The sequence below is a fragment of the Pseudomonas carassii genome, assembly GCF_036324045.1.
Taxonomy (GTDB): Bacteria; Pseudomonadota; Gammaproteobacteria; order Pseudomonadales; family Pseudomonadaceae; genus Aquipseudomonas; species Aquipseudomonas peradeniyensis.
The window spans coordinates 21,388-42,286 of the sequence record NZ_JAZDCT010000003.1 but is presented as its reverse complement, the minus strand read 5'-3'; the positions used below and the strand labels follow the sequence as shown (position 1 = coordinate 42,286).

Sequence of the window (20,899 nt, the reverse complement as noted above, 5' to 3'; positions counted from 1 at the left end):
CCTGACCTGGAGAGATATCCATGAGCCAAGCCAATCAGACCATCAGTCGTCGCAGCAGCCGCGCTACCATTGAAGGCCCCGCCAACTGGTTTACCGGAACGGTGCGCATCGACGCGATGTTCCAGGCTGCGGCCCCTGGCCGCGCGGCCGGGGCCATCGTCAGCTTCGAGCCTTCGGCAAGAACCGTATGGCACTCGCACCCGCTGGGCCAGACCTTGATCGTGCTGAGTGGGGTGGGCTGGACCCAGTGCGAAGGTGGGCCGCGTACCGAAATCCGCGAGGGTGATGTCATTTCCTGTGCCTGCGGGAAGCGCCATTGGCATGGAGCGGCGGCGGCGACGGCAATGTGCCACGTTGCGATCACCGAAACACTCGATGGCAAGAACACCGAGTGGATGGAACCCGTGACCGATGAACAGTACTTGGGGGGCACGCTGGTTACACATTGAGACATTTGCCGGGCGGTCGGCACAGTGGTTGATTCGTGCAAAAACCCTCATCATTGCCCGGAGCATGACGGCAGTGCCGATGGAGAAGCGCATGACCCGCCTCGAGCCCCCCCACGACCCTGTCGAATCAGGCCTGCCAGGCCTGAGCGCCTTGATCGCCCGCCACGTCCCCAGCGCAGGGGACCTGATCACCCGGCTACCGGCCCTGAGCCTGCACCGCCGCGCCTCGCCCACCGAGCCGATGCCCTGTATCTACGGCCTGGGTCTGGGCGTGGTGGCGCAGGGCAGCAAGCAGGTCATGCAACAGGAGGCCGTGCTGCATTACCAGGCGGGGCAGGGCATGTTGACCAGCATCGACCAGCCCGTGGTCTCCCATGTCGCCCTGGCCACACCCGCCAAGCCCTTCCTGGGGCTGATGCTGACCCTCGACCCCAGTCAGGTCATGCGCACGGTCGAAGACTTGCAGCTGCCACCGCCGCCGAAGGCCGGCACCCACCAGGCCATCGTCATCGCCGAACTGGACAGCGGCGTGGTGCGTGCGCTGGAGCGCCTGCTCGGGCTGCTTGACGAGCCGGCGTTGTTCGAACATCTCGCCCCGCTAATACAACAGGAAATCATCGTCAGGCTGCTGGTCGGCCAGCATGGTGTCGCCCTGCGTCACCTGGTTGCCGCCGGCTCGCCGATGCAGCAGATCGCCAAGGTGGTCGCCTGGCTGAAACAGCACCTGGCCGAGCCGATGCGCATCGACGACCTGGCCGAGCGGGTGCATATGAGCCCATCGACCTTCCGCCAGCATTTTCGCGAGCTGACCGGCGTGAGCCCGTTGCAGTTCCACAAGCAATTGCGCTTGCAGGAGGCCCGGCAGTTGATGCTCAACCAGCACATGGACGCAGGCCAGGCCGCAGGAAGGGTGGGCTACGAAAGCGCCTCGCAGTTCAGCCGCGAGTACAGCCGGGCCTTTGGCGCACCGCCGCAGCGGGATGTGCGGCGCATGCGCCAGCAAGGCTGAGCGCTGTGTAATAGGCAATCTGCTTATGGCTAATCTCGGCGCCCTGTAGCTGCTAGCCTTCGCTTAAGGCTAGATGAAACGTGGGCCTGGCCCGTTTTTGTCCATCTTCGATGACGGTGCACTTTCCTTGGAACGTGCAAGTAAGGCGTCGGATCAGGCAAAAACCTTGTATCCCCCCTTCCTATACTTGTCTCCAACGAACGGCAAGCACCGATCAACACATAGGTGCCACACCGTCCCAAACCCTGCCGTCGCGCCCTCTGGCGCGACGCCTGGCCCACCCGGAGGCAACACCATGCAAGACGTCCAGTTCAACAACCGCAACATCGTGATGGCCGGCCACCTTTACCTGCCGACCGAGTTCGATGAAGGTAAACAGTACCCTGCGATCGTCACCGTCCACCCAGGTGGTGGCGTCAAGGAGCAGACTGCCGGCACCTACGCCCGGCTGCTGGCCGAGCAGGGCTTCGTCACCCTGGCTTTCGATGCCTCCTACCAGGGTGCCAGCGGCGGTGAACCACATTTCCTCGATGAGCCCATGAACCGCGTGGCTGATGTATACAGTGCCGTCGACTACCTGACCACCCTTGGCTTCGTTGACGTCCAGCGCATCGGCGTGCTGGGCATCTGCGCCGGTGGCGGCTTCGCGGCCAAGGCGGCCTCGGTCGACCGCCGCATCAAGGCGCTGGCCACCGCCAGCGCAGTCAACGTCGGTACCGCCACCCGCAAAGGCTGGGAGGGCAAGGGCTCGATCAACGACCTGCTGCCGGTGCTCGACGCCCTGGCTGGCCAACGCACGGCCGAAGCGGCCGGTGCCGCGCCGGTCTACGCGCCTTATGTGCCGCAATTGGGCGACACCAGCGCGCCGCGTGACCTGCAGGAAGCCGCCGACTACTACCTGACGCCCCGCGCCCAGCATCCCAACGCACAGAACAAGATGCTGATGAACGGCCTGGGCGCCTGGGGCGCCTTCGATGCCTTCGACCTGGTCGAGCAGTTGCTGACCCAGTCCACGCTGGTCATCGCCGGCAGCGAAGCCGGTTCGCTGTGGCACAGCCAGGAGCTGCACGCCAAGGCGCTGGGCAAGAAAGAGCTGGTGGTACTGGATGGCCTGGCGCACATGGACCTGTACGACGGTCCAGGGGTACATACGGCCATGCAACACCTTACGCCGTTCTTCCAGGTCAACCTCTGATCACTCGCTACTCCCTGTGCATACGATCTATCTGGAGAAACCCATGAGCGATATCACCATCCAGCACGTCCGTTACCAGAACCTGGGCTGGGAGACCGCCGCAGACCTATACCTGCCACCAGGCTTCGACCCTGCCAAACAGTATCCGGCCATCGTCAGCACCCATCCGATCGGCAGCTGCAAGGAGCAGACCTCAGGCAACGTCTATGGCGCGGGCCTGGCCAGGGAGGGCTTTGTGGTGATCGCCTTCGACGCCAGCTTCCAGGGCGCCAGCGGTGGTGAGCCGCGCTTCATGGAAGACCCGTCGATCCGCGTGTCCGACATCCGTTACGCCATCGACTACCTGGTGACACTGCCCTACGTCGACCCGGCGCGCATCGGTGCCATCGGCATCTGCGGCGGTGGAGCCTACACCGTGCATGCCGCCATCACCGACCACCGCATCAAGGCGCTGGTGTCGATCACTGGGGTCAATTTCGGCCGCCTGATCCGCGAAGGCTTCAGCAACTTCCAGCCGGTCGCGGCGCTGCAGGCCATGGCCGCCCAGCGCACCGCCGAAGCCCAAGGTGGCGTGCGCAACGTGATCAACTACCTGCCGAACTCGGTCGAGGAGGGGCGCCGGGCGGGCATCACCGATATCGACGTGCTCGAAGCGACCGACTACTACAAGACCCCGCGTGGGCAACAGCCCAACGGCGCTACCAGCGGTCTGTTCTCGTTCAACAGCGCGGCGTTTGGCTGGGATGCCTTCCTCCATGCCGAATCGCTGTTGACCCAGCCTTTGCTAGTGGTTATCGGCGACAAGCCGGGGGCTTTTGGCGCCTACCGCGATGGCTGGGAAATCTATGGCCGGGCGGCCTCCACCGACAAGCAGATCTACGTGGCCGAAGGCTGGTCGCACTACGACCTGTACGACAAGCCCGAGCCCGTCGCACTGGCCATGGCGCAGGCCGTGCCCTTCCTGCGCAAGCATCTGCAGTGATGCCATCAGCAGGCCCGCGCGGCCCCGGCAACCGTCCACCGAGCAAGCCCATGAACGCGCCTTTCGAACCGTTGCGGCCGTCTTTTGCCGACAGCCGCGCCCTGGCTCTGGCCATCGCCCAAATCGCGCCCTCGGACGGCGATTACGAGACGGCCATTCCCGGCCTGACCTTGCACCGCCGCCGGGCCGTCACCCAACCCATGCACTGCATCTACGGCCTGGGACTGGGGATCACCGCCCAGGGCGAGAAGCAGGTCGTGCTCGGCGAGCAAGTCCTGCGTTTCGGGCCGGGCCAGTCATTGCTGACCGCCGTCGATCTACCCGTGGTATCCACGGTGGTCGAGGGCAGCCACACCGAGCCGTTTCTTGGCCTGATGCTGCACCTGGCGCCACAGGACATCCTGCAACTGGCCACCGAACTGCGCCTGCCGTCGCCCAGTCGCGACCGTGGATTCTGCTCGATGGCCGTGGAGCCCTTGGCCGAGGGGTTGCTCGATGCCATGTTGCGCCTGGTGCAGTTACTCTCGGACCCGGTGCTGCTGCCGTACCTGGCCCCGCTGATCCAGCGCGAGATTGCCTACCGCCTGTTGACCGGGCCCCATGGCGCGCAACTGCGCCATCTGGTCAACCAGGGCGCGCCCAGCCAGCAGGTCGCCGGTGCCATCAACTGGCTCAAGCGCCACTTTGCCGAACCACTGAAGATTGAGCAACTGGCCGCCAACTGCCATATGAGTCCTTCGACGTTGCGCCAGCACTTTCGCACGATCACAGGCTTGAGTCCGCTGCAGTACCAGAAGCAACTGCGCCTGCAGGAGGCCCGTCAGTTGATGCTCACGCAGAACCTCGATGCCAGCGTGACCGCTGCGCGGGTCGGCTATGAAAGCGTCTCGCAGTTCAGCCGTGAATATGCCCGGCTGTTTGGCGAACCGCCCCAACGCGACATTCGCCGCTTGCGCCTGAACTGAACCCCATCGTCATTGGCTGGCATTGACTGCTGCGCGGCGGTGGATTGTCCTGGCCGTGTCGGGCGCGCACAGGCGCAGAATCGGGCATGGACCTCGTTGGATTGGGCAAGGCCGTCACGTCGACGGTTCTTATACTGTCGGCTCCAGCCTTGCGCTCGTATGAGGTCAGCACCTTGAAACGTCATGCACCGGTCTTCCAGCACCGCGACTCTGCGCAGTCCCGCGAGGGGCGCTTTCACAACCTGTCACCGCGCCCAGCGGACATGCCCGAGCCCGATGCCAGGACGATCTGGAACGCGTTGTTCAACAAGCCGAAGTCCACGGTGCCGCGCGCGCCGGTACCGGTGCTGCAACTGACCCGCGCGCAGCTCGACGCCGCGCCGGACGCCAGCCTGTTCCGCCTGGGCCACTCCACGGTACTGTTCAAGCTCGAAGGTGGCTGGTGGTTGACGGATCCGGTGTTCTCCAAGCGCGCCTCGCCGTTCTCTTTTGCCGGCCCCAAGCGCTTTCATGCGCCACCCCTGACCTTGGTCGAACTGCCGCCGATTCGCGGAGTCATCCTCTCCCACGACCATTACGACCACCTGGACCGGGCGACGATCAAGGCCCTGGCGCCCAAGGTGGAGCGCTTCCTCACTCCGCTGGGCGTGGGCGACCGCCTGCTGGCCTGGGGCGTGCCGGCCGCGAAGATCCACCAACTGGACTGGTGGCAAGGGCTTGAAGAGGGCGGTTTGCGCCTGACGGCGACCCCGGCCCAGCATTTCTCCGGCCGGGGGCTGCGTGACGGCAACCGGACGCTGTGGTGTTCATGGGTGATCGAGGCGCCGCAGTTGCGGATATTCTTCAGTGGCGATACCGGCTATTTCGATGGTTTCGCCGAGATCGGCCGGCGCTTCGGGCCGTTCGACCTGACGCTGATGGAAACCGGCGCGTACGACGAGCATTGGCCCTACGTGCACATGCACCCTCGGCAGACGGTGCAGGCTCACATGGACCTGGGCGGGGGCTGGCTGCTGCCGATCCACAACGGCACCTTCGACCTGGCGTTGCATGCCTGGTACGCGCCTTTCGAGCAAGTGCTGGAGTGGGCGGAGCATGAGGGGGTGCCGGTGGCCACTCCGAAGATGGGAGAGCGGGTTGACCTACATTTACCACGTACCGGCGAGCGCTGGTGGCGTGAGGTGGTGAACCAGGAAGAAACGACCAAGGGCCGTGGTTGCCGGCTGCGCTGGGCGAGCCAGTGACTGAGTGATTCAGCGCCGGCGCACATGGCTGCGGCATCAACCTGATGCCGTACCCTCTCTCAAAGGCTATCCGGATCCCCAAAAAACATCTGTATCCGCGACCGCAACCACTTCTCCGCCGGATCATTGTCCTGCGCCCCGCGCCAGGCCATGTGCAGTTCGAAGGTGCGCACCTCCAGTGGCAGGTCTTCCGCCCGCAACCCCCCCGCCGCGGTCAGCGCATCGGCGGTGTAGTCCGGCACCGTGGCGACGATATCGGTCCCCGCCAGTAAACTCCCCAATCCGTTGAACTGCGGCACCGCCAGCACCACATGGCGCTTGCGGCCAATCTCGTCCAGCGCCTCGTCGATGAAGCCCGAGAGGTCGCCGGCGAACGACACCAGGGCATGGGGGCGGGCGCAGAAGTCATCCAGGGTGATGCTGCCGGGCATGCTGTCAGCGCGCAGCAGCTTGGGCATGCTGCGGCGCAGCACCTTGCGCTTGGCGTTGGCCGGCAGTTCATTGGTGTAGCTCACGCCCACCGAGATCTCGCCCGAGGCCAGCAGGGTGGGCATCAGCAGGTAGTTGACTCGGCGCACCACCAGCACGATGCCGGGGGCTTCGGCGCGTATGCGCTTGAGCAGCTGCGGCAGCAGGGCGAATTCGGCGTCGTCGGACAGGCCGATGCGAAACACCGCATTGCTGGTCGCCGGGTCGAACTCGGCGGCGCGGCTGACGGCGGTGGAGATCGAGTCCAGCGCTGGCGACAGCAGGGCGAAGATCTCGTGGGCCCGCGCCGAGGGCTCCATGCTGCGGCCGGTGCGCACGAACAGCGGGTCGTCGAACAGGTTGCGCAGGCGCGACAGCGCGGCGCTGATCGCCGGCTGGCCGAGGAACAGTTTCTCGGCGGCGCGGGTCACGCTGCGTTCATGCATGAGCGTTTCGAACACGATCAGCAGGTTGAGGTCTACGCGACGCAAGTCGTTACGATTCATTCGATGCGGCTCGCCTGAAATGGGGCAGGGGTGAATCTTAAGGCCAAAGGCTGTTACCCTGCACCGATTTCCGGGTGCCAATGCACAGATTTGTCAGGGGCCCAATCAATGACAGGCATGTCGACTATTAACAGCCACTGATGGTCCAACCGTGAAAGCCCGGATAAAGTCCGTGGTAATACGAGATTCACACAGGCGAGGTATGCGATGTCCCGCATGATCCGTTTCCACAAGTTCGGCCAGGCCGATGTGCTCCGTTGCGAGGAGCAGGCCGAACCGTCCCCGGTTACCGGCGAGGTGCAGATCCGCGTCGAGGCGATCGGCGTCAGCTGGTACGACGTGCTCTGGCGGCAGAACCTGGCGCCGTCCCAGGCACGGCTGCCGGCCGGTATCGGCCACGAGATGGCCGGTGTGGTCACCGCCGTGGGCGAGGGTGTGGACGATATTGCGGTGGGCGACCGGGTCGCCAGCTTCCCGGCCACCAGCGCCAACGACCACCCGGTGTACGGCGACGTGATCGTCCTGCCGCGCAGCGCCATCACCCGTTACCCGGATGTACTGACCCCGATCGAGGCCAGCGTGCACTACACGCCGCTGCTGATCGCCTATTTCGCCTACGTCGACCTGGCGCGTGCCAAGGCCGGGCAGACCGCGCTGGTCACCGATGCCAGCCACTGCGCGGGGCCGGCCTTCGTGCAACTGGGCAAGGCCCTGGGGCTGAGGGTGTTCGCCGCCACCAAGGAGCCCGAACAGCGCGAGTACCTGCTGGGCCTGGGCGCCGACAAGGTGATCGTCACCGAGGAACAGGACCTGCTGATGCAGATCGGCAAGTATACCGATGGCCGTGGCGTGGACATGGTCCTCGACGGCATGGGCGGCCCGCAGATGTCGCTGCTCGGCGATGTCCTGGCGCCCCGTGGCAGCCTGGTGCTGTACGGCCTGCAGGGCGGCAACCAGACGCCGTTCCCGGCCTGTGCGGCGTTCCAGAAGAACATCCAGTTCCATGTGCACTGCATCGGCAACTTCACCGGCAAGCCGGAGCTGGGCATCGCCCAGGACCAGGTGGCCCTGCAGCGGGCGTTGCGCGACATCAACCAGTTCACCGCCGACCAGCTGCTGACGCCGCAGATCATCAAGGTGTATCCGTTCGAACAGGTGGTCGAGGCGCACCGGCACATGGACGAGTGTCCGTGTGGTGGGCGGGTGGTGCTGGATATGGAGGCGCACTGACGCCTCAGGTCGTACGCGGTCCCTGTAGGAGCGGCCTTGCGTCGCGAAAGGGCCGCGTAGCGGCCCCAGGGTTTCAGCGTTGACGCATCAACCACTGGGGCCGCTTTGCGGCCCTTTCGCGACACAAGGCCGCTCCTACAGGAGGGCGCAGTCTGCAGGGCTGGAAATTTAGCTAAATGTCCTACTAGGCTTTAGGAAGTTTCCTTCAAGCTCGGTTTGCTATTCATCTGCCAGAATCGGACTTCAACTCGAAGCCGTCAGGGAGATGGAGCGATAGCATGACCGAGACCCACGACCAAGCCATGCACTATGTCTACCAGCAAGTCCTGCAGCGCCTGCTGGAGCACATGACCCAGGCCCAGCGCGCCTCGGTGCAGCTGCTGGTCCAGCGATTGCTGGTCATCGCCGGCGGCCAGGAATACGTCGGCAACATCCGGGTGCTGGTGCTGCACGGCGTCGACCGGCGCAGCGCGCACCTGGTGGCCTGCCTGCGCGCCGCGCAGTTGAGCATCGCCCTGCGCCATGGCGCGACCTTCCGGCTGCAGGTGCTGGCGGCCCGTCTGCCGACCCTCGACGACACCGCCCTGGCCCTTCACGACCGCTGTTTCAGCGCGCTGTTCCTGCACGACGATCCGCGGGTGGAGCTGCTGCGTGCCGATGGTGGACAACTCGGCCTGTTCGGCGCTCGCCAGGCCTGCTCGGCCGAGCAACTGGCCGATACGGGCAACGCCTGGTTGCTGTTCGGTCACCTGGTCGGCGGCCAGCCGGACGCGCTGCTCGGCGCCAGGGGCTACCTTGAGCTGGCCAACAGCCTGGGCCAGGCGCTGGCGGGGGAGGTCGGCGAGCAGATCCTGCTCAGCGCCGTGCCGTTCGCCCAGCGCCATCGCCTGCTGGCCTGGGGGCGACGCTGCCTGCGCCATACGGTGGAGGTGGCGCACGCCCTGACGCCCCACAATGTGCTGGCGGCGGGCCTCGAGCAGTTGGGTGGGGTACTGGCCGATCCCTGGCAACCGCCGACTTCGCCCGTGCTGCGCCAGCCCGGCAGCGAGCCGCGCCTGGTGCTGGTCGAGGACCTGCTACGCCACCCCGACGACGGCGGGCCGCTGGACCGCATGCTTGGCCGACAGGATGCCCAGGGCGGTCAGGCCCAGGGGCCGTCAGGGCTGTTCGATCCCTTGCCGCTAGCCCACCTGCATGGGCTCAAGGCGCAGTACCTGGACCAGCGTAGCTACCGCGAAGGCACCCAGGCATTCTTCCAGCGCTTGCGCCAGCCGTCGACCGCCTGGCCCCAGGGCCGGGCCTTGCGCAGCGAGGCACAGGCGCGCCTGGCTGGCGCCTATGGCGTGAGCGAGGCGCAACTGGTCTGCCAGCTGTTCACCCCGTTCGAGGCGCAAGGGCACAACCTCGAGGCCTTCGTGCTGCGGTGTCATCCGGGCATGCGCGTCGCGCTGCCGTACCTGCACCGCGCCTTGCAGGGGCGTCCTTGCCCGGAGCCGGTCAGCCAATGGCTGGTTGAAACCAGCGGTCTGCAACTTGCGCAACTGCGGGGGCTGTATGCCGGCACCCTTAGCCACCAGGCCCTGCGCCTGTTCCAGCTGCTGGGCCGGCGCGACCTGTGGCTGCGGCCCCTGCCGGCCAGCCGGGGTGAGGGCTACTCCCTGCTGCGCGCCGTCGAGTAGGCCTGTTGCCTGGGCGAGCGTGTGACCGTCGATCCAGCACGCTTGCCCAGCTATGCCATCTGTATGTATAACCAGTGCTTGTTCCTCAGCACCCGACGCGCACCATGATCGCCCATTCCGTTGATGATCCCTTGTACTACCTGCATAACTTCCGCCAGGTCCTGAGCTGGGTCGGGCAGCGCTATGCCGACCTGCTTAACCGCGACGAGCAAGGTTTCATCCACGCCTTCAGCGAACTGCCGTTCCCCAGCCAGGCCCTGCTGGTGCGCATGGTCATGCGCAAGGGTGAGCTGTTTCGCAGCGACAAGCTCGACTATGCCGAGATCGGCGACACCGAAGCGGCCCTGGCGCCACTGCAGGCATTGGGTTGGGTGGCCGACGATGCGACGTTGACCCTCGAGCAGCTAGGGGCGTTGCTGCGCAAGGACGAGTTGGTGAACTGTTTCGCCGGGCGCCTTCCCCGGCCGCGCGCCGGCAAGGCCGAGTTGCTGGAGCAGTTGCAGGCCCTGGATTTGTCGCCCGCCCCGCTGGCCCAGTGGTACCCCGGTTTCCCGGTGCGGATCCTGCGCTGGTGCCAGCAGCCGTTATGTGATCGCTTGCGGCTGCTGTTCTTCGGCAACCTCTACCAGAGCTGGTCGGACTTCGTGCTTGCCGACCTCGGGGTGTTCCGCTACGAGCAGGTGGCGTTCAGCGACGACTCGCGCGCCTTGTGCCAGCGCACCGAAGTCGACCTGGCCATGGCCCTGCACCACTGTGCCGAACGCCTGGAGCAGGGCGCCGCGCCTGCCGAACTGCTCGCGGCGCTGGACGGGCTCGACCACAGCAACCCCTGGTTGTCCCGGCGCCGGGCACGCTTGCTGTTCAGCCTCGGCCAGCAGTGCGAGCGTCTCGGAGACTGGGGCCTGGCACTGCGGATCTACGCCGATTGCGCCCACCCCGAGGCGCGTATTCGCCAGGTCCGGGTGCATGAGCGCAGCGAGCAATGGCCAGAGGCCCACGCCCTGGCGCTGCACATGGCCCAGGCGCCCGCCAACGCCCTGGAGCGCCAGGCGCTGGAACGCCTGCTGCCACGCCTGGCGCGCAAGCTTGGCGGCCCGGCACAGCCGCGCCGGCGCAGCGAGGCAGTGACACTTATCGAACTGGAACTGCCAGTCGAAATGGCAGCGCTGGGGGTGGAAGAGGCGGTGCGCCAGCACCTGGAACAGGATGGCGGCAGCGTCCACTACGTCGAGAACACCCTGTTCAACAGCCTGTTCGGCCTGCTGTGCTGGGAGGCGATCTTCGCCCCGGTGCCGGGGGCGTTCTTCCACCCGTTCCAGAGCGGGCCGCAGGACCTGCACGACGTCGATTTCCAGCAGCGCCGCGCGGCACTGTTCGACGCCTGCCTCGGGCGCCTGGACGATGGCAGCCATCGCCAGGCCATCCGCGATTGCTACCAGGCCAAGCAAGGCCTGCAGTCGCCTTTCGTGTTCTGGCAGATGCTCGACGAGCCCCTGCTCGAACAGGCACTCGCACACCTGCCACCCGCGCACCTCAAGGCCTGCTTCCTGCGCCTGCTGCAGGATATTCGCGCCAACCGCGCCGGCATGCCCGACCTGATCCAGTTCTGGCCGGGGCAGGGCGGTTATCGCATGGTCGAGGTCAAGGGGCCGGGTGACCGCCTGCAGGACAACCAGCTGCGCTGGCTCGAGTTCTGTCATGCCCACGGGCTGCCTGTTGCGGTCTGCCATGTGCGCTGGAGCGATGTGCCGGCATGAGCTACACCGTGGCCGTGCGCGCACTGTGCGAGTTCAGCGCCAAGGTCGGCGACCTCGACCTGCGCTTTACACCGTCGCCCACCGCACAGGAGGGCATTGCCGGGCACCGCCGGGTGGTGGCGAGGCGCGCCGCCGGCTATGAGTCGGAGGTGGCGCTGGAGGGTGAGTACCAGGGGCTGCGGGTGCGCGGTCGCGCCGATGGCTACGACCCGGCGTGCAATCGCCTGGAGGAGATCAAGACCCATCGCGGCGATCTGGCGCGGCAGCCCGACAACCACCGCCAGTTGCACTGGGCCCAGGCCAAAGTGTATGCCTGGTTGCTGTGCCAGGCACGGCAGCTGTCGGTGATCGACGTGGCGCTGGTCTATCTCGATGTCGACAGTGACGGTCAGACGGTGATCAGCGAGCGTTACCACGCCGATGAGCTCAAGCGCTTCTTCGAGGCCCAGTGCCAGCGCTTCCTGGCCTGGGCGCAGGCCCAGGAGCGGCGGCTGAGCGAGCGGGACCGGGATCTCGGCGCGCTGACATTCCCCTATCCCACGTTCAGGCAGGGCCAGCGCCAACTGGCCGAGACGCTGTACAAGGCCGTGAGCACCGGGCGCTGCCTGATGGCCCAGGCCAGCACCGGCATCGGCAAGACCCTCGGCACCTTGTTCCCGCTGCTCAAGGCCGTGGTGCCGCAGCAGTTGGACAAACTCTACTTCCTCACCGCCAAGACCCCGGGCCGGGCCCTGGCCCTCGATGCGCTGCGCCAGATCACCCTGGCGTCGCCGCAACCAGCCCTGCGCAGCCTCGAACTCATCGCCCGCGACAAGGCCTGCGAGTACCCCGAGAGCGCCTGCCATGGCGAGTCCTGCCCCTTGGCGCGGGGCTTCTACGACCGTCTGCCGGCCGCCCGCGAAGCCGCCGCGCAGGTGCCGCTGCTCGACCGGGCCAGCCTGCGCGAGGTGGCCCTGGCGCACCAGGTCTGCCCCTACTATCTGGGCCAGGAGATGGCGCGCTGGGTCGACCTGCTGGTGGCCGACTACAACTATTACTTCGACGCCCATGCCCTGCTGTACGGCCTGGCCCAGGCCAACCAGTGGCGCACGGCGGTGCTGGTGGACGAGGCGCACAATCTGGTCGAGCGGGGGCGGCAGATGTACAGCGCCAGCCTCGACCAGGGGCAGTTGCTGGCGCTGCGCCAGAGCAAGCCGGCCAGGCTGGGCAGTGCCCTCGACCGGCTGAACCGCCAGTGGAACACGCTGTACAAGGCCCAGGTGGCGCCGTACCAGGCCAGCGAACAGCTGCCGGACGCCTTCCTGCGAGCCCTGCAGCAATGCATCGGGCTGATCCAGGAGCGCATGAACCAGGCGCCCGCCGAGGTCGAGCCCAAGGTGCTGGAGTTCTTCTTCCAGGCCCTGCAGTTCAGCCGCATCGCCGAGCTGTTCGACGAGCACTTCCTGTTCGATATCAGCCCGCGCAACGGTCCACGGGGGCGGCGCCTGGCCACGCTGTGCCTGCGCAATGTGGTGCCGGCGCGGTTGCTGGGGCCGCGAATGAGCGCGGCGCGCAGCGTCACATTGTTTTCCGCCACGCTGAACCCGCGGCACTTCTACAGTGACCTGCTGGGCATGCCCGCCGACACGGCCTGGCTGGAGGTCGCCGCGCCGTTCCGGGCCGAGCAGCTGCAGGTGCGCATCGTCAGCGAGGTGTCCACCCGCTACCAGCAGCGGCAGGCGTCGCTGGCGCCGATCGTCGAGTTGATCGCCGCCCAGTTTGCCGACCAGCCGGGCAACTACCTGGCTTTCTTCAGCAGCTTCGAATACCTCGAACAGGTGGCGCGGTTGCTGGCCGAGCGCTATCCGGCACTGCCCATCTGGTGCCAGGCGCCGGGCATGGACGAGGCCGGGCGCGAGGCCTTCCTGGCACGCTTCGTGGAGCACGGGCAGGGCGTGGGCTTCGCCGTGCTCGGCGGCGCCTTCGGCGAGGGCGTGGACCTGCCGGGCACGCGTTTGATCGGCGCCTTCGTCGCCACCCTCGGGCTGCCCCAGGTCAACCCGGTCAACGAGCAGTTCAAGCAGCGCCTGGGCCGCCAGTTCGGTGCCGGTTTCGACTATGCGTACCTGTACCCGGGCGTGCGCAAGGTGATCCAGGCCGCCGGCCGGGTGATCCGCGGTGACCAGGACCGTGGCGTGCTGATGCTGATCGACGAGCGCTTCGCCGAACCCCGGGTGCGGCAGATGTTCCCCAGTTGGTGGCAACTGGGTTGAACGCCGCCATCGCCTGGCGCTGAAACTCCCAGTACACTGCGCGTTCCAACACCTACTTCTGTTGATTTCGAGGTTCCGCATGACGCTCAGTCCTTTGGCAGGCAAGCCGGCTCCGGCCAGCGTGCTGGTCGATATCCCCCGCCTGTTGACCGCCTACTACACCGGCCGTCCCGACGCCGCGGTGGCGGCCCAGCGCGTGGCCTTCGGCACCTCGGGTCACCGCGGCACGTCGTTCGAGCTGAGCTTCAACGAGTACCATGTGCTGGCGATCACCCAGGCCATCTGCCTGTATCGCCAGGAAAAGGGCATTGATGGCCCGCTATTCATCGGCGCCGATACCCACGCGCTGTCCGCTCCGGCCGCCGCCAGCGCCCTGGAAGTGCTGGCCGCCAACGGCGTGCAGGTGATGCTCAGCCAGGATGACGAGTACACCCCGACCCCAGCGGTGTCCCACGCCATCCTCTGCTACAACCGTGGCCGCCAGCAGGGCCTGGCCGACGGCATCGTTATCACCCCATCGCACAACCCGCCGCAGAGCGGCGGCTTCAAGTACAACCCGCCCAACGGCGGCCCCGCCGACAGCGACGTGACCAAGTGGATCGAGGCCAAGGCCAACGAGCTGCTGGCGGCCAACCTGGCCGGCGTCAAGCGCATGGACTACAAGCAGGCGCTGACGGCACCGACCACCCAGCGTCACGACTATGTCAGCAGCTACGTCGCCGACCTGGAAAACGTCATCGACTTCGACGTGATCCGCGGTGCCAACCTGCGACTGGGCGTCGACCCACTGGGCGGCGCCGGGGTGCGCTACTGGTCGGCCATCGCCGAGCGCTACCAGCTGAACCTGGAAGTGGTGAACACCGAGGTCGACCCGACCTTCCGCTTCATGACCGTCGACTGGGACGGCCAGATCCGCATGGACCCATCCTCGCCGTACGCCATGCAGGGCCTGATCGGTCTGCGCGAGCGCTTCGACGTGGCCTTCGCCTGCGACCCCGACCACGACCGCCACGGCATCGTCACCGCCGACGGCCTGCTGCAGCCGAACAACTACCTGGCCGTGGCCATCGACTACCTGTACCGCAACCGCCCGCAATGGCGCAGCGACGCGGCGGTGGGCAAGACCGTGGTTTCCAGCGGCCTGATCGACCGGGTCACCGCCGCGCTGGGCCGTGACCTGTACGAAGTGCCGGTTGGCTTCAAGTTCTTCGCCCAGGGCCTGTTCGACGGCTCGCTGGGCTTTGGCGGCGAAGAGAGCGCCGGCGCCTCGTTCCTGCGCAAGGACGGCAGCGTCTGGGCCACCGACAAGGACGGCCTGATCCCGGCGCTGCTGGCGGCCGAGATGACCGCCCGTACTAGACGCAACCCGAGCCAGATCTACGCCGACCTGACCGCCAAGCTGGGCAAACCCTACGCCACCCGCGTCGAAGCCAAGGCCGATGCGCGGCAGAAGGCGCTGCTGAGCAAGCTGGCGCCGGAGCAGGTCAAGTCCACCGAGCTGGCCGGCGAGCCGATCCAGCAGATCCTCAGCCACGCCCCGGGCAACAACCAGGCCATCGGTGGCCTGAAGGTGATGACCGAGAACGGCTGGTTCGCCGCCCGTCCTTCGGGCACCGAGGACATCTACAAGATCTACGCCGAGAGCTTCATCGACGAGGCGCATCTGGCGCGTCTGGTGGCCGAAGCCCAGGTGCTGGTGGACGCGGCGATCGCCTGATCTACCTCGTGGCAAAAGGTCGACGCGGTCCCTGTAGGAGCGGCTTTAGCCGCGAACACCGGCGCAGCCGGTGCCAGGCACCGCATCGCCTGATTCGCGGCTGAAGCCACCCCCACAGGATCGTGGCATTGTTCTATTAGTAGAACGATCAATGCCATTTCCCCCGTCTACCGCTTAATTAGCCTCCTCGGTAAGGTTATACCTATCCAAGAGGAGGCTTCTCATGAAAAAGATCCAGGGCATCCACCGCAGTCCCCACGCCCACTGGGTGGGCGACGGCTTCCCGGTGCGCAGCCTGTTCACCTACGATCACCTGGCCCGATACATCAGCCCGTTCCTGCTGCTGGACTACGCCGGCCCCCACGATTTCACCCCGACCACGGCCCGTCGCGGCGTCGGCCAGCATCCGCACCGCGGTTTCGAGACGGTGACCATCGTCTACCAGGGCGAGCTGGAGCACCGTGACTCCACCGGCGCCGGCGGCCTGATCGGCCCGGGCGACGTGCAGTGGATGACCGCCGCGGGCGGCATCATCCACGAGGAGTTCCACTCGCCGGCCTTTGCCCGCAGTGGCGGCACCCTGGAGATGGTGCAGCTGTGGGTCAACCTGCCGGCCAAGGACAAGCGCGCTGCGGCGGGCTACCAGACACTGCTGGCCAACGACATCCCCGTGGTGGCGCTGGCAGGCGAGGCGGGCAGCCTGCGGGTGATCGCTGGACGTTACCTGGAGCATCAGGGGCCGGCGCGCACCTTCACCGAGATGGACGTCTGGGACCTGCGACTGAAGGCCGGCGCTACCTTGCAACTGCCATTGGCCGCCGGGCGCAACGCCGCGCTGGTGGTGCTGCGCGGCAACCTGCGGGTCAACGAGGAGCGCGAGGCCGGCCCGGCCAGCCTGGTGCTGCTGGAGCGCGATGGCAGTGATGTGCGCCTCGAGGCGCTGGAGGAGGTCAGCGTGCTGCTGCTCAGCGGCGAGCCGATCGACGAGCCCATCGTTGGCTACGGACCGTTCGTGATGAACAGCCAGGCGGAAATCGCCGAGTCATTCGATGATTTCCAGGCCGGGCGGTTCGGCCAGATGGGCGGTGTCGAGCGCGACCGTTGATCCCAATCACCGCCCAGTCGGTTCACAAAGCCCCTACAAGCCTTGTTGGGGCTTTGTGAGCACCAGGTTCAGGGTAGCTCGACCTGCGCGCACAGCCCGCCCTCGGCGCGGTTGCGCAGGGTCAGGCTGCCGCCCATGGCCTGGGTCAGCTGCTGGGCGATCGCCAGCCCCAGTCCGGTGCCGCCGGTGCTGCGGTTGCGCGAACCCTCGACCCGATAGAAAGGCTTGAGCACATCGTCGAGTTCCGCCTCGGGAATTCCCGGGCCGTCATCGAGCACGCGGATCAGCGTCACGCCGTTCTCGCATTCCACCTCAAGCTGCGCGGCACCGGAGAACTTGAGGGCATTGTCCACCAGGTTGACCAGCACCCGGCGCAAGGCGTGGGGCCGGGTCTCCAGCGTTGCCTGGGCGCTGCCGTGGCGGTCCACCCGGGCGCCGCTGTCCTGGTAATCGAAGACCAGGCTGTCGAGGAAGGCGTCGAGGTTGACCCGGCACGGCGCCTCGGTGCCGCTGTCCATGCTGCGGGCATAGGCCACGCCTTCGCGCACCAGGTGCTCCATGGCGTCCAGGTCGTGCGCCAGCTTGTCCTTCTCCTGGCTGTCGTCCATTTGCTCAACCCGCAGTTTCATGCGCGTGATCGGCGTCTGCAGGTCGTGGGAGATGGCGGCCAGCAGTTGCATGCGTTCCTGGAGGTAGGCGGCGATGCGCGCCTGCAGCGCGTTGAAGGCCACGGCGGCGTAGCGCACTTCGCGCGGGCCGCTTTCGTCCAGCTGCGGGCCGGGACTGTTCGGGTCGAGGTTGTCCACCGCTTGGACCAGGCGGGTCAACGGGCCGATGGCCAAGCGCACCGCCAGCCAGGTGCAGGCCAGCAGCACCGCCAGCTGGATCAGCAGCACCACCGGCAGCCAGGTGGCCACCGGTACTGGGGCGGGGGTGACGTCGATGGTCAGCGGCGCGCCGTCGGCCAGGCGCAGGTGGGCCTGGAAGTGCGCATTGGGGCCGGGGATTTCCTGGAAGGTCAGGGCGTAGCGGTCGCCGATGGCCTTGACAATGGATTCGGCGGCCATGGGCGGGTCGGCGCTGGGCATGGCCTCGCCGGGCAGGCCGCCGTCCAGGCGGTAGCGGTAGGTGCGCCGCTCCAGGCGCGACAGCCAGGCCGGCCGTTCGGCGGCGGGCAGGCGGTCGAGGATGGCCACCGAAGTCGAGACGTCCAGTTCCAGGTTGCTGAGCATCATCGAGCGGCTGCTGACGTAGCGCTCGTAGGCCTGCAGGCTGAACGACAGGCCATAGGCCAGCACCAGCCCGGTGAAGAAGATCAGGGCCAGTCGCGAGGCCAGGGTGCGCGGCCATTTCATGCCGGCGACTCCAGCAACTGCACCGGCAGCGAGAACACGTAGCCTTCGCTGCGCACGGTCTTGATGCAGGTCGGCTCGCGGGCGTCGTCGCCCAGGCGCTGGCGCAGGCGGCTGACCAGCAGGTCGATGGAGCGGTCGAAGATGTCCGCCTCGCGGCCCTGGGTGAGGTTGAGCAGTTGCTCGCGACTGAGCACCCGCTGCGGATGGTCGAGGAACACCCGCAGCAGGCGGTACTCGGCCCCCGACAGCGCCACCAGGGTGCCTTCGTTATCGAGCAGGTGGCGGGCGGTGGTGTCCAGCCGCCATGGGCCGAAGGCGATCAGCCGGCTGCTCTCACTGATGGTCAGGTTCGGCGGCAGCATGCGCGTGCGGCGCAGCACGGCGTTGATCCGCGCCAGCAGCTCGCGGGCGGAGAACGGCTTGGTCAGGTAGTCGTCGGCGCCCATCTCCAGGCCGATGATGCGGTCGGTCTCGTCGTTGCGCGCGGTGAGCATCAGCACCGGCGTGTTGCGGTGCTTGCCGGCGCGCAGCTCGCGGCACAGCAGCAGGCCGTCGTCGCCGGGCATCATGATGTCGAGGACGATCAGGTCGACGGCGTTGTTTTCCAGGAAGGCGCGCATCTGCCGGCCATCGGCGACGATGCTGGTGCGCAGGCCGTTCTTCTTCAGGTAGTTGCCGACCAGTTCGCGGATCTCGCGGTCGTCGTCGACGATCAGGATGTGATCGGCGTGTTCCATCGGGGTGTCCTTGTACGTGGGGAATGGGCGCAGTGTACCGAGCGGATCCGGGCTTGCCTGCCCGGGTTTGTATTGCAGTGTATCTGCTGGCGACATAGATACAGGAAGAAGCACGGCGGCCCCTGGCTGGACACATGCGCGATACCTGGCAGGCGTGAAATGGCTCTCGACCGGGAAGCGAAGCCTTCCCAAACCAGAATCCGCACCAGGAGACACGCCATGAACCTCAAGACCCTTGCCAGCGCAGCCCTGTTTGCCGTCCTCGGCCTCGGCGCCCTGACGGCCCAGGCCAGCAGCAGCTCGCTGAACGACGCCAGTGTGATGCAATACCGCTACGGCGACCGGCTGGATGTGAAGAAAGTGCTGTCGGTCAAGGATGAGCCAGGCACCACCTGTGGGCCGGTGAAGACCCGCATGGACTACCTCGACTCCCAGGGCAAGCCGCAGAGTGTCGAGTACCGCTCCTACGCCACCAGTGGCTGCCATGACAACTGAGGCGCGCGGCAAGCGCCGCCTGCTCAAGGCCGGCGGCGTGGCCCTGGCCCTGCTCGGGCTGGGCCTGGCCGGCCACCTGCTGGCCAGGGACAGCTACGGCCCCATGCCGTCGCTGGCGGGGGCCGAGCAGTGGCTCAACTCGCCGCCGCTGGATGGCACCGCGCTCAAGGGCAAGGTGGTGCTGGTGGATTTCTGGACCTACGACTGCATCAACTGCCGGCGTAGCCTGCCCCATGTCAACGACTGGGCGCGGCGCTACGGCGAGCAGGGGCTGGTGGTGGTTGGGGTGCATACGCCGGAGTACGACTACGAGCATGACCTGGGCAATGTCCGGGCGCAGGTGCAGCAACTGGGCATCGCCTACCCGGTGGCGGTGGACAATGGCTATCGGATCTGGAATGCCTGGGGCAACCAGTTCTGGCCGGCGCATTATTTTGTCGATCGCAAGGGGCAGGTGCGCCATGTGCACTTTGGTGAGGGGGATTATGCGGGGCAGGAGCGGGTGATCCGCGAATTGCTGGATGAGCAGGGGTAGAGCGACCTTGTAATGCGACAAGGCTGCCAGAGTCTGTGATTACGTGGGAATCGCCGGGGTCGCGTTGCGACCCTTTCGCGGCGCAAGGCCGCTCCTACAGTTGCGGTAGGGCGCAGCAGAGTCATTCCCCCAGCCGCTGCTCCCGCGAGGGCGGATAGCCAAAATACGCCGCATAGCATTTGCTGAAGTGCGATACCGAGACAAACCCGCAGGCCACCGCCACCTCCATCACCGACAGGTCCGAGTACTGCAGCAGGCGCCGGCTCTTGGTGATGCGCAGCTCCATGTAGTAACGCCGGGGCGAGGTGCCCAGCTGGGCCTGGAACAGGCGGTCGATCTGCCGACGCGAGCGCCCGGAGTAGGCCGCCAGCTGGTCGAGGCTCAGGGTTTCCTCGAGGTTGTTCTCCATCAGCTCGACGATGGTGCGCAGGTGCAGGCTCATGGACTTCTTCGCCCCGGGCCCGACCTGCCGATAGCGCGCCCCGGAGAATGACAGGATCTCCTCGACGCCTTCGGCCAGGGCATCGCCGTACAGCCGCCGCACCAGGCCGAGCATCAACTCCATGGCGCCGTTGGGGCTGGCGGCGCTCAGGCGGTCGCGGTCGAGGGTGAAGCTGGCTGGGGTGATGCGCGTCTGTGGGCTGATCTCGGCCAGGCTGGCGCGCTGTTCGGGGTGCACGCTGCAGCCGTAGTCGTCGAGCACCCCGGCGCGGCCGAGGAACCAGGCGCCGTTCCACAACCCGGCGAGGGTCATGCCGTGGTTGGCGCAGTCGCCCAGCAGGCGGTCGAGGTCGGGGTATTTCAACGGGGTGCGCAGGCCGCCGCAGATCACCAGCAGGTCGAGGTCCTGCAGGCTGCGTGGTTCGAGGGGGCTGGCCACCAGCTCCAGGCCCAGGTCGCTGAGCACGCGATCGCCCGCCAGCGACAGCGGGGTGGAGGTGAAGCTGTCGGCGCGCAGCAGGTTGGCGGTGACCAGCACATCCATCGCCACGGTGAAGCTGGCCATGGAGAAATGTTCGAGCAGGACGAAGTCCACGCGGTAGGGGCGCTGGCTGCCGGCGTCACCGGACTTGAGCCGCAGCATGTTGCTGGTGCTGGTCTTCTTGCTGAACTGGCGTGGCGTGGGCACTGCGGACTCCGCTTCCTGGCTGGCGGGGACGAGTGTGCGGTGGCGCGTGGGGAAAGACAACAGGGGCGCTTGCTGGCGCTCAAAGCACAG

General features: G+C 66.7%; 18 protein-coding genes. 14 read left to right on the top strand and 4 right to left on the bottom strand.

Annotation, left to right across the window (positions count from 1 at the left end; translation table 11 throughout):
* Positions 1-20 precede the first annotated feature (20 nt).
* The 6 genes from V0R62_RS02835 to V0R62_RS02810 all read left to right on the top strand — a co-directional run bounded on the left by V0R62_RS02835 (position 21) and on the right by V0R62_RS02810 (position 5,844).
* Positions 21-449, top strand: coding sequence for a (R)-mandelonitrile lyase (locus V0R62_RS02835; RefSeq protein WP_330102646.1), 429 nt, complete (start codon positions 21-23; stop codon positions 447-449).
* Between the two features lie 91 nt (positions 450-540).
* Positions 541-1,458: an AraC family transcriptional regulator gene (locus V0R62_RS02830; RefSeq protein WP_330102645.1), complete on the top strand. Its 918-nt coding sequence runs from the start codon at positions 541-543 to the stop codon at positions 1,456-1,458.
* A gap of 73 nt (positions 1,459-1,531) precedes the next feature.
* Complete coding sequence (locus tag V0R62_RS02825) at positions 1,532-2,653, top strand: alpha/beta hydrolase (protein WP_456239203.1); 1,122 nt, start codon at positions 1,532-1,534, stop codon at positions 2,651-2,653.
* Positions 2,654-2,696: 43 nt separating this feature from the next.
* Entirely contained in the window at positions 2,697-3,635 is a 939-nt protein-coding gene (locus tag V0R62_RS02820; RefSeq protein ID WP_330102643.1) for an alpha/beta hydrolase, read from the top strand.
* 50 nt (positions 3,636-3,685) lie between these two features.
* Positions 3,686-4,600: an AraC family transcriptional regulator gene (locus V0R62_RS02815; protein ID WP_330102642.1), complete on the top strand. Its 915-nt coding sequence runs from the start codon at positions 3,686-3,688 to the stop codon at positions 4,598-4,600.
* A 173-nt stretch (positions 4,601-4,773) separates the two neighbouring features.
* Positions 4,774-5,844, top strand: coding sequence for an MBL fold metallo-hydrolase (locus V0R62_RS02810; protein WP_330102641.1), 1,071 nt, complete (start codon positions 4,774-4,776; stop codon positions 5,842-5,844).
* 59 nt (positions 5,845-5,903) lie between these two features.
* Here the strand turns inward: V0R62_RS02810 and V0R62_RS02805 are convergent, their stop codons facing one another.
* Positions 5,904-6,818, bottom strand: a complete 915-nt coding sequence (locus V0R62_RS02805) for a LysR family transcriptional regulator (RefSeq protein WP_232857215.1) — start codon at positions 6,816-6,818, stop codon at positions 5,904-5,906.
* 207 nt (positions 6,819-7,025) lie between these two features.
* On the opposite strand from V0R62_RS02805, the gene V0R62_RS02800 reads away from it, so the two are divergent.
* From V0R62_RS02800 to V0R62_RS02775, 6 genes are all read left to right on the top strand, one after another.
* Entirely contained in the window at positions 7,026-8,048 is a 1,023-nt protein-coding gene (locus tag V0R62_RS02800) for a zinc-dependent alcohol dehydrogenase family protein (RefSeq protein ID WP_330102640.1), read from the top strand.
* A 278-nt stretch (positions 8,049-8,326) separates the two neighbouring features.
* Positions 8,327-9,727: a hypothetical protein gene (locus V0R62_RS02795; protein WP_330102639.1), complete on the top strand. Its 1,401-nt coding sequence runs from the start codon at positions 8,327-8,329 to the stop codon at positions 9,725-9,727.
* A 104-nt stretch (positions 9,728-9,831) separates the two neighbouring features.
* Positions 9,832-11,484: a VRR-NUC domain-containing protein gene (locus tag V0R62_RS02790; RefSeq protein WP_330102638.1), complete on the top strand. Its 1,653-nt coding sequence runs from the start codon at positions 9,832-9,834 to the stop codon at positions 11,482-11,484.
* Positions 11,481-13,736, top strand: coding sequence for an ATP-dependent DNA helicase (locus V0R62_RS02785; RefSeq protein WP_330102637.1), 2,256 nt, complete (start codon positions 11,481-11,483; stop codon positions 13,734-13,736). Before V0R62_RS02790 ends, V0R62_RS02785 begins: the two co-directional genes overlap by 4 nt.
* Positions 13,737-13,815: 79 nt before the next feature.
* Positions 13,816-15,453 carry a phosphoglucomutase (alpha-D-glucose-1,6-bisphosphate-dependent) gene (gene pgm / locus V0R62_RS02780; protein ID WP_330102636.1) on the top strand — a complete coding sequence of 546 codons (1,638 nt, stop codon included), beginning with the start codon at positions 13,816-13,818 and terminating at the stop codon, positions 15,451-15,453.
* A 223-nt stretch (positions 15,454-15,676) separates the two neighbouring features.
* Positions 15,677-16,558 carry a pirin family protein gene (locus V0R62_RS02775; protein ID WP_330102635.1) on the top strand — a complete coding sequence of 294 codons (882 nt, stop codon included), beginning with the start codon at positions 15,677-15,679 and terminating at the stop codon, positions 16,556-16,558.
* A 68-nt stretch (positions 16,559-16,626) separates the two neighbouring features.
* Here V0R62_RS02775 and V0R62_RS02770 read toward each other — a convergent pair whose 3' ends face one another.
* Both V0R62_RS02770 and V0R62_RS02765 read right to left on the bottom strand, forming a co-directional pair.
* Positions 16,627-17,913, bottom strand: coding sequence for a sensor histidine kinase (locus V0R62_RS02770; RefSeq protein WP_330102634.1), 1,287 nt, complete (start codon positions 17,911-17,913; stop codon positions 16,627-16,629).
* The gene (locus V0R62_RS02765) at positions 17,910-18,650 is read right to left on the bottom strand and encodes a response regulator (protein ID WP_050705623.1); all 741 of its coding nucleotides are present in this window, start codon (positions 18,648-18,650) and stop codon (positions 17,910-17,912) included. The genes V0R62_RS02770 and V0R62_RS02765 overlap by 4 nt, the downstream gene beginning before the upstream one ends.
* 219 nt (positions 18,651-18,869) lie before the next feature.
* Between V0R62_RS02765 and V0R62_RS02760 the strand changes: the two genes are divergently transcribed.
* Together V0R62_RS02760 and V0R62_RS02755 are read left to right on the top strand one after the other, a co-directional pair.
* Positions 18,870-19,145, top strand: coding sequence for a DUF2790 domain-containing protein (locus V0R62_RS02760; protein WP_203646871.1), 276 nt, complete (start codon positions 18,870-18,872; stop codon positions 19,143-19,145).
* Entirely contained in the window at positions 19,135-19,680 is a 546-nt protein-coding gene (locus V0R62_RS02755) for a thioredoxin family protein (protein WP_330102633.1), read from the top strand. The genes V0R62_RS02760 and V0R62_RS02755 overlap by 11 nt, the downstream gene beginning before the upstream one ends.
* Positions 19,681-19,801: 121 nt before the next feature.
* Here V0R62_RS02755 and V0R62_RS02750 read toward each other — a convergent pair whose 3' ends face one another.
* Positions 19,802-20,809, bottom strand: a complete 1,008-nt coding sequence (locus V0R62_RS02750) for a GlxA family transcriptional regulator (protein ID WP_330102632.1) — start codon at positions 20,807-20,809, stop codon at positions 19,802-19,804.
* Between the last annotated feature and the right edge of the window lie 90 nt (positions 20,810-20,899).

What these genes read in the sequence shown, in the direction of transcription:
- V0R62_RS02795 (WP_330102639.1), top strand. Translation starts at nt 8,327, where the DNA reads ATGACCGAGACCCACGACCAAGCCATGCACTATGTCTACCAGCAAGTC.
- V0R62_RS02785 (WP_330102637.1), top strand. Translation starts at nt 11,481, where the DNA reads ATGAGCTACACCGTGGCCGTGCGCGCACTGTGCGAGTTCAGCGCCAAG.
- V0R62_RS02825 (WP_456239203.1), top strand. Translation starts at nt 1,532, where the DNA reads ATGAAACGTGGGCCTGGCCCGTTTTTGTCCATCTTCGATGACGGTGCA.
- pgm (WP_330102636.1), top strand. Translation starts at nt 13,816, where the DNA reads ATGACGCTCAGTCCTTTGGCAGGCAAGCCGGCTCCGGCCAGCGTGCTG.
- V0R62_RS02815 (WP_330102642.1), top strand. Translation starts at nt 3,686, where the DNA reads ATGAACGCGCCTTTCGAACCGTTGCGGCCGTCTTTTGCCGACAGCCGC.
- V0R62_RS02835 (WP_330102646.1), top strand. Translation starts at nt 21, where the DNA reads ATGAGCCAAGCCAATCAGACCATCAGTCGTCGCAGCAGCCGCGCTACC.
- V0R62_RS02805 (WP_232857215.1), bottom strand. Translation starts at nt 6,818, where the DNA reads ATGAATCGTAACGACTTGCGTCGCGTAGACCTCAACCTGCTGATCGTG.
- V0R62_RS02760 (WP_203646871.1), top strand. Translation starts at nt 18,870, where the DNA reads ATGAACCTCAAGACCCTTGCCAGCGCAGCCCTGTTTGCCGTCCTCGGC.
- V0R62_RS02770 (WP_330102634.1), bottom strand. Translation starts at nt 17,913, where the DNA reads ATGAAATGGCCGCGCACCCTGGCCTCGCGACTGGCCCTGATCTTCTTC.
- V0R62_RS02775 (WP_330102635.1), top strand. Translation starts at nt 15,677, where the DNA reads ATGAAAAAGATCCAGGGCATCCACCGCAGTCCCCACGCCCACTGGGTG.
- V0R62_RS02765 (WP_050705623.1), bottom strand. Translation starts at nt 18,650, where the DNA reads ATGGAACACGCCGATCACATCCTGATCGTCGACGACGACCGCGAGATC.
- V0R62_RS02755 (WP_330102633.1), top strand. Translation starts at nt 19,135, where the DNA reads ATGACAACTGAGGCGCGCGGCAAGCGCCGCCTGCTCAAGGCCGGCGGC.
- V0R62_RS02820 (WP_330102643.1), top strand. Translation starts at nt 2,697, where the DNA reads ATGAGCGATATCACCATCCAGCACGTCCGTTACCAGAACCTGGGCTGG.
- V0R62_RS02790 (WP_330102638.1), top strand. Translation starts at nt 9,832, where the DNA reads ATGATCGCCCATTCCGTTGATGATCCCTTGTACTACCTGCATAACTTC.
- V0R62_RS02800 (WP_330102640.1), top strand. Translation starts at nt 7,026, where the DNA reads ATGTCCCGCATGATCCGTTTCCACAAGTTCGGCCAGGCCGATGTGCTC.
- V0R62_RS02830 (WP_330102645.1), top strand. Translation starts at nt 541, where the DNA reads ATGACCCGCCTCGAGCCCCCCCACGACCCTGTCGAATCAGGCCTGCCA.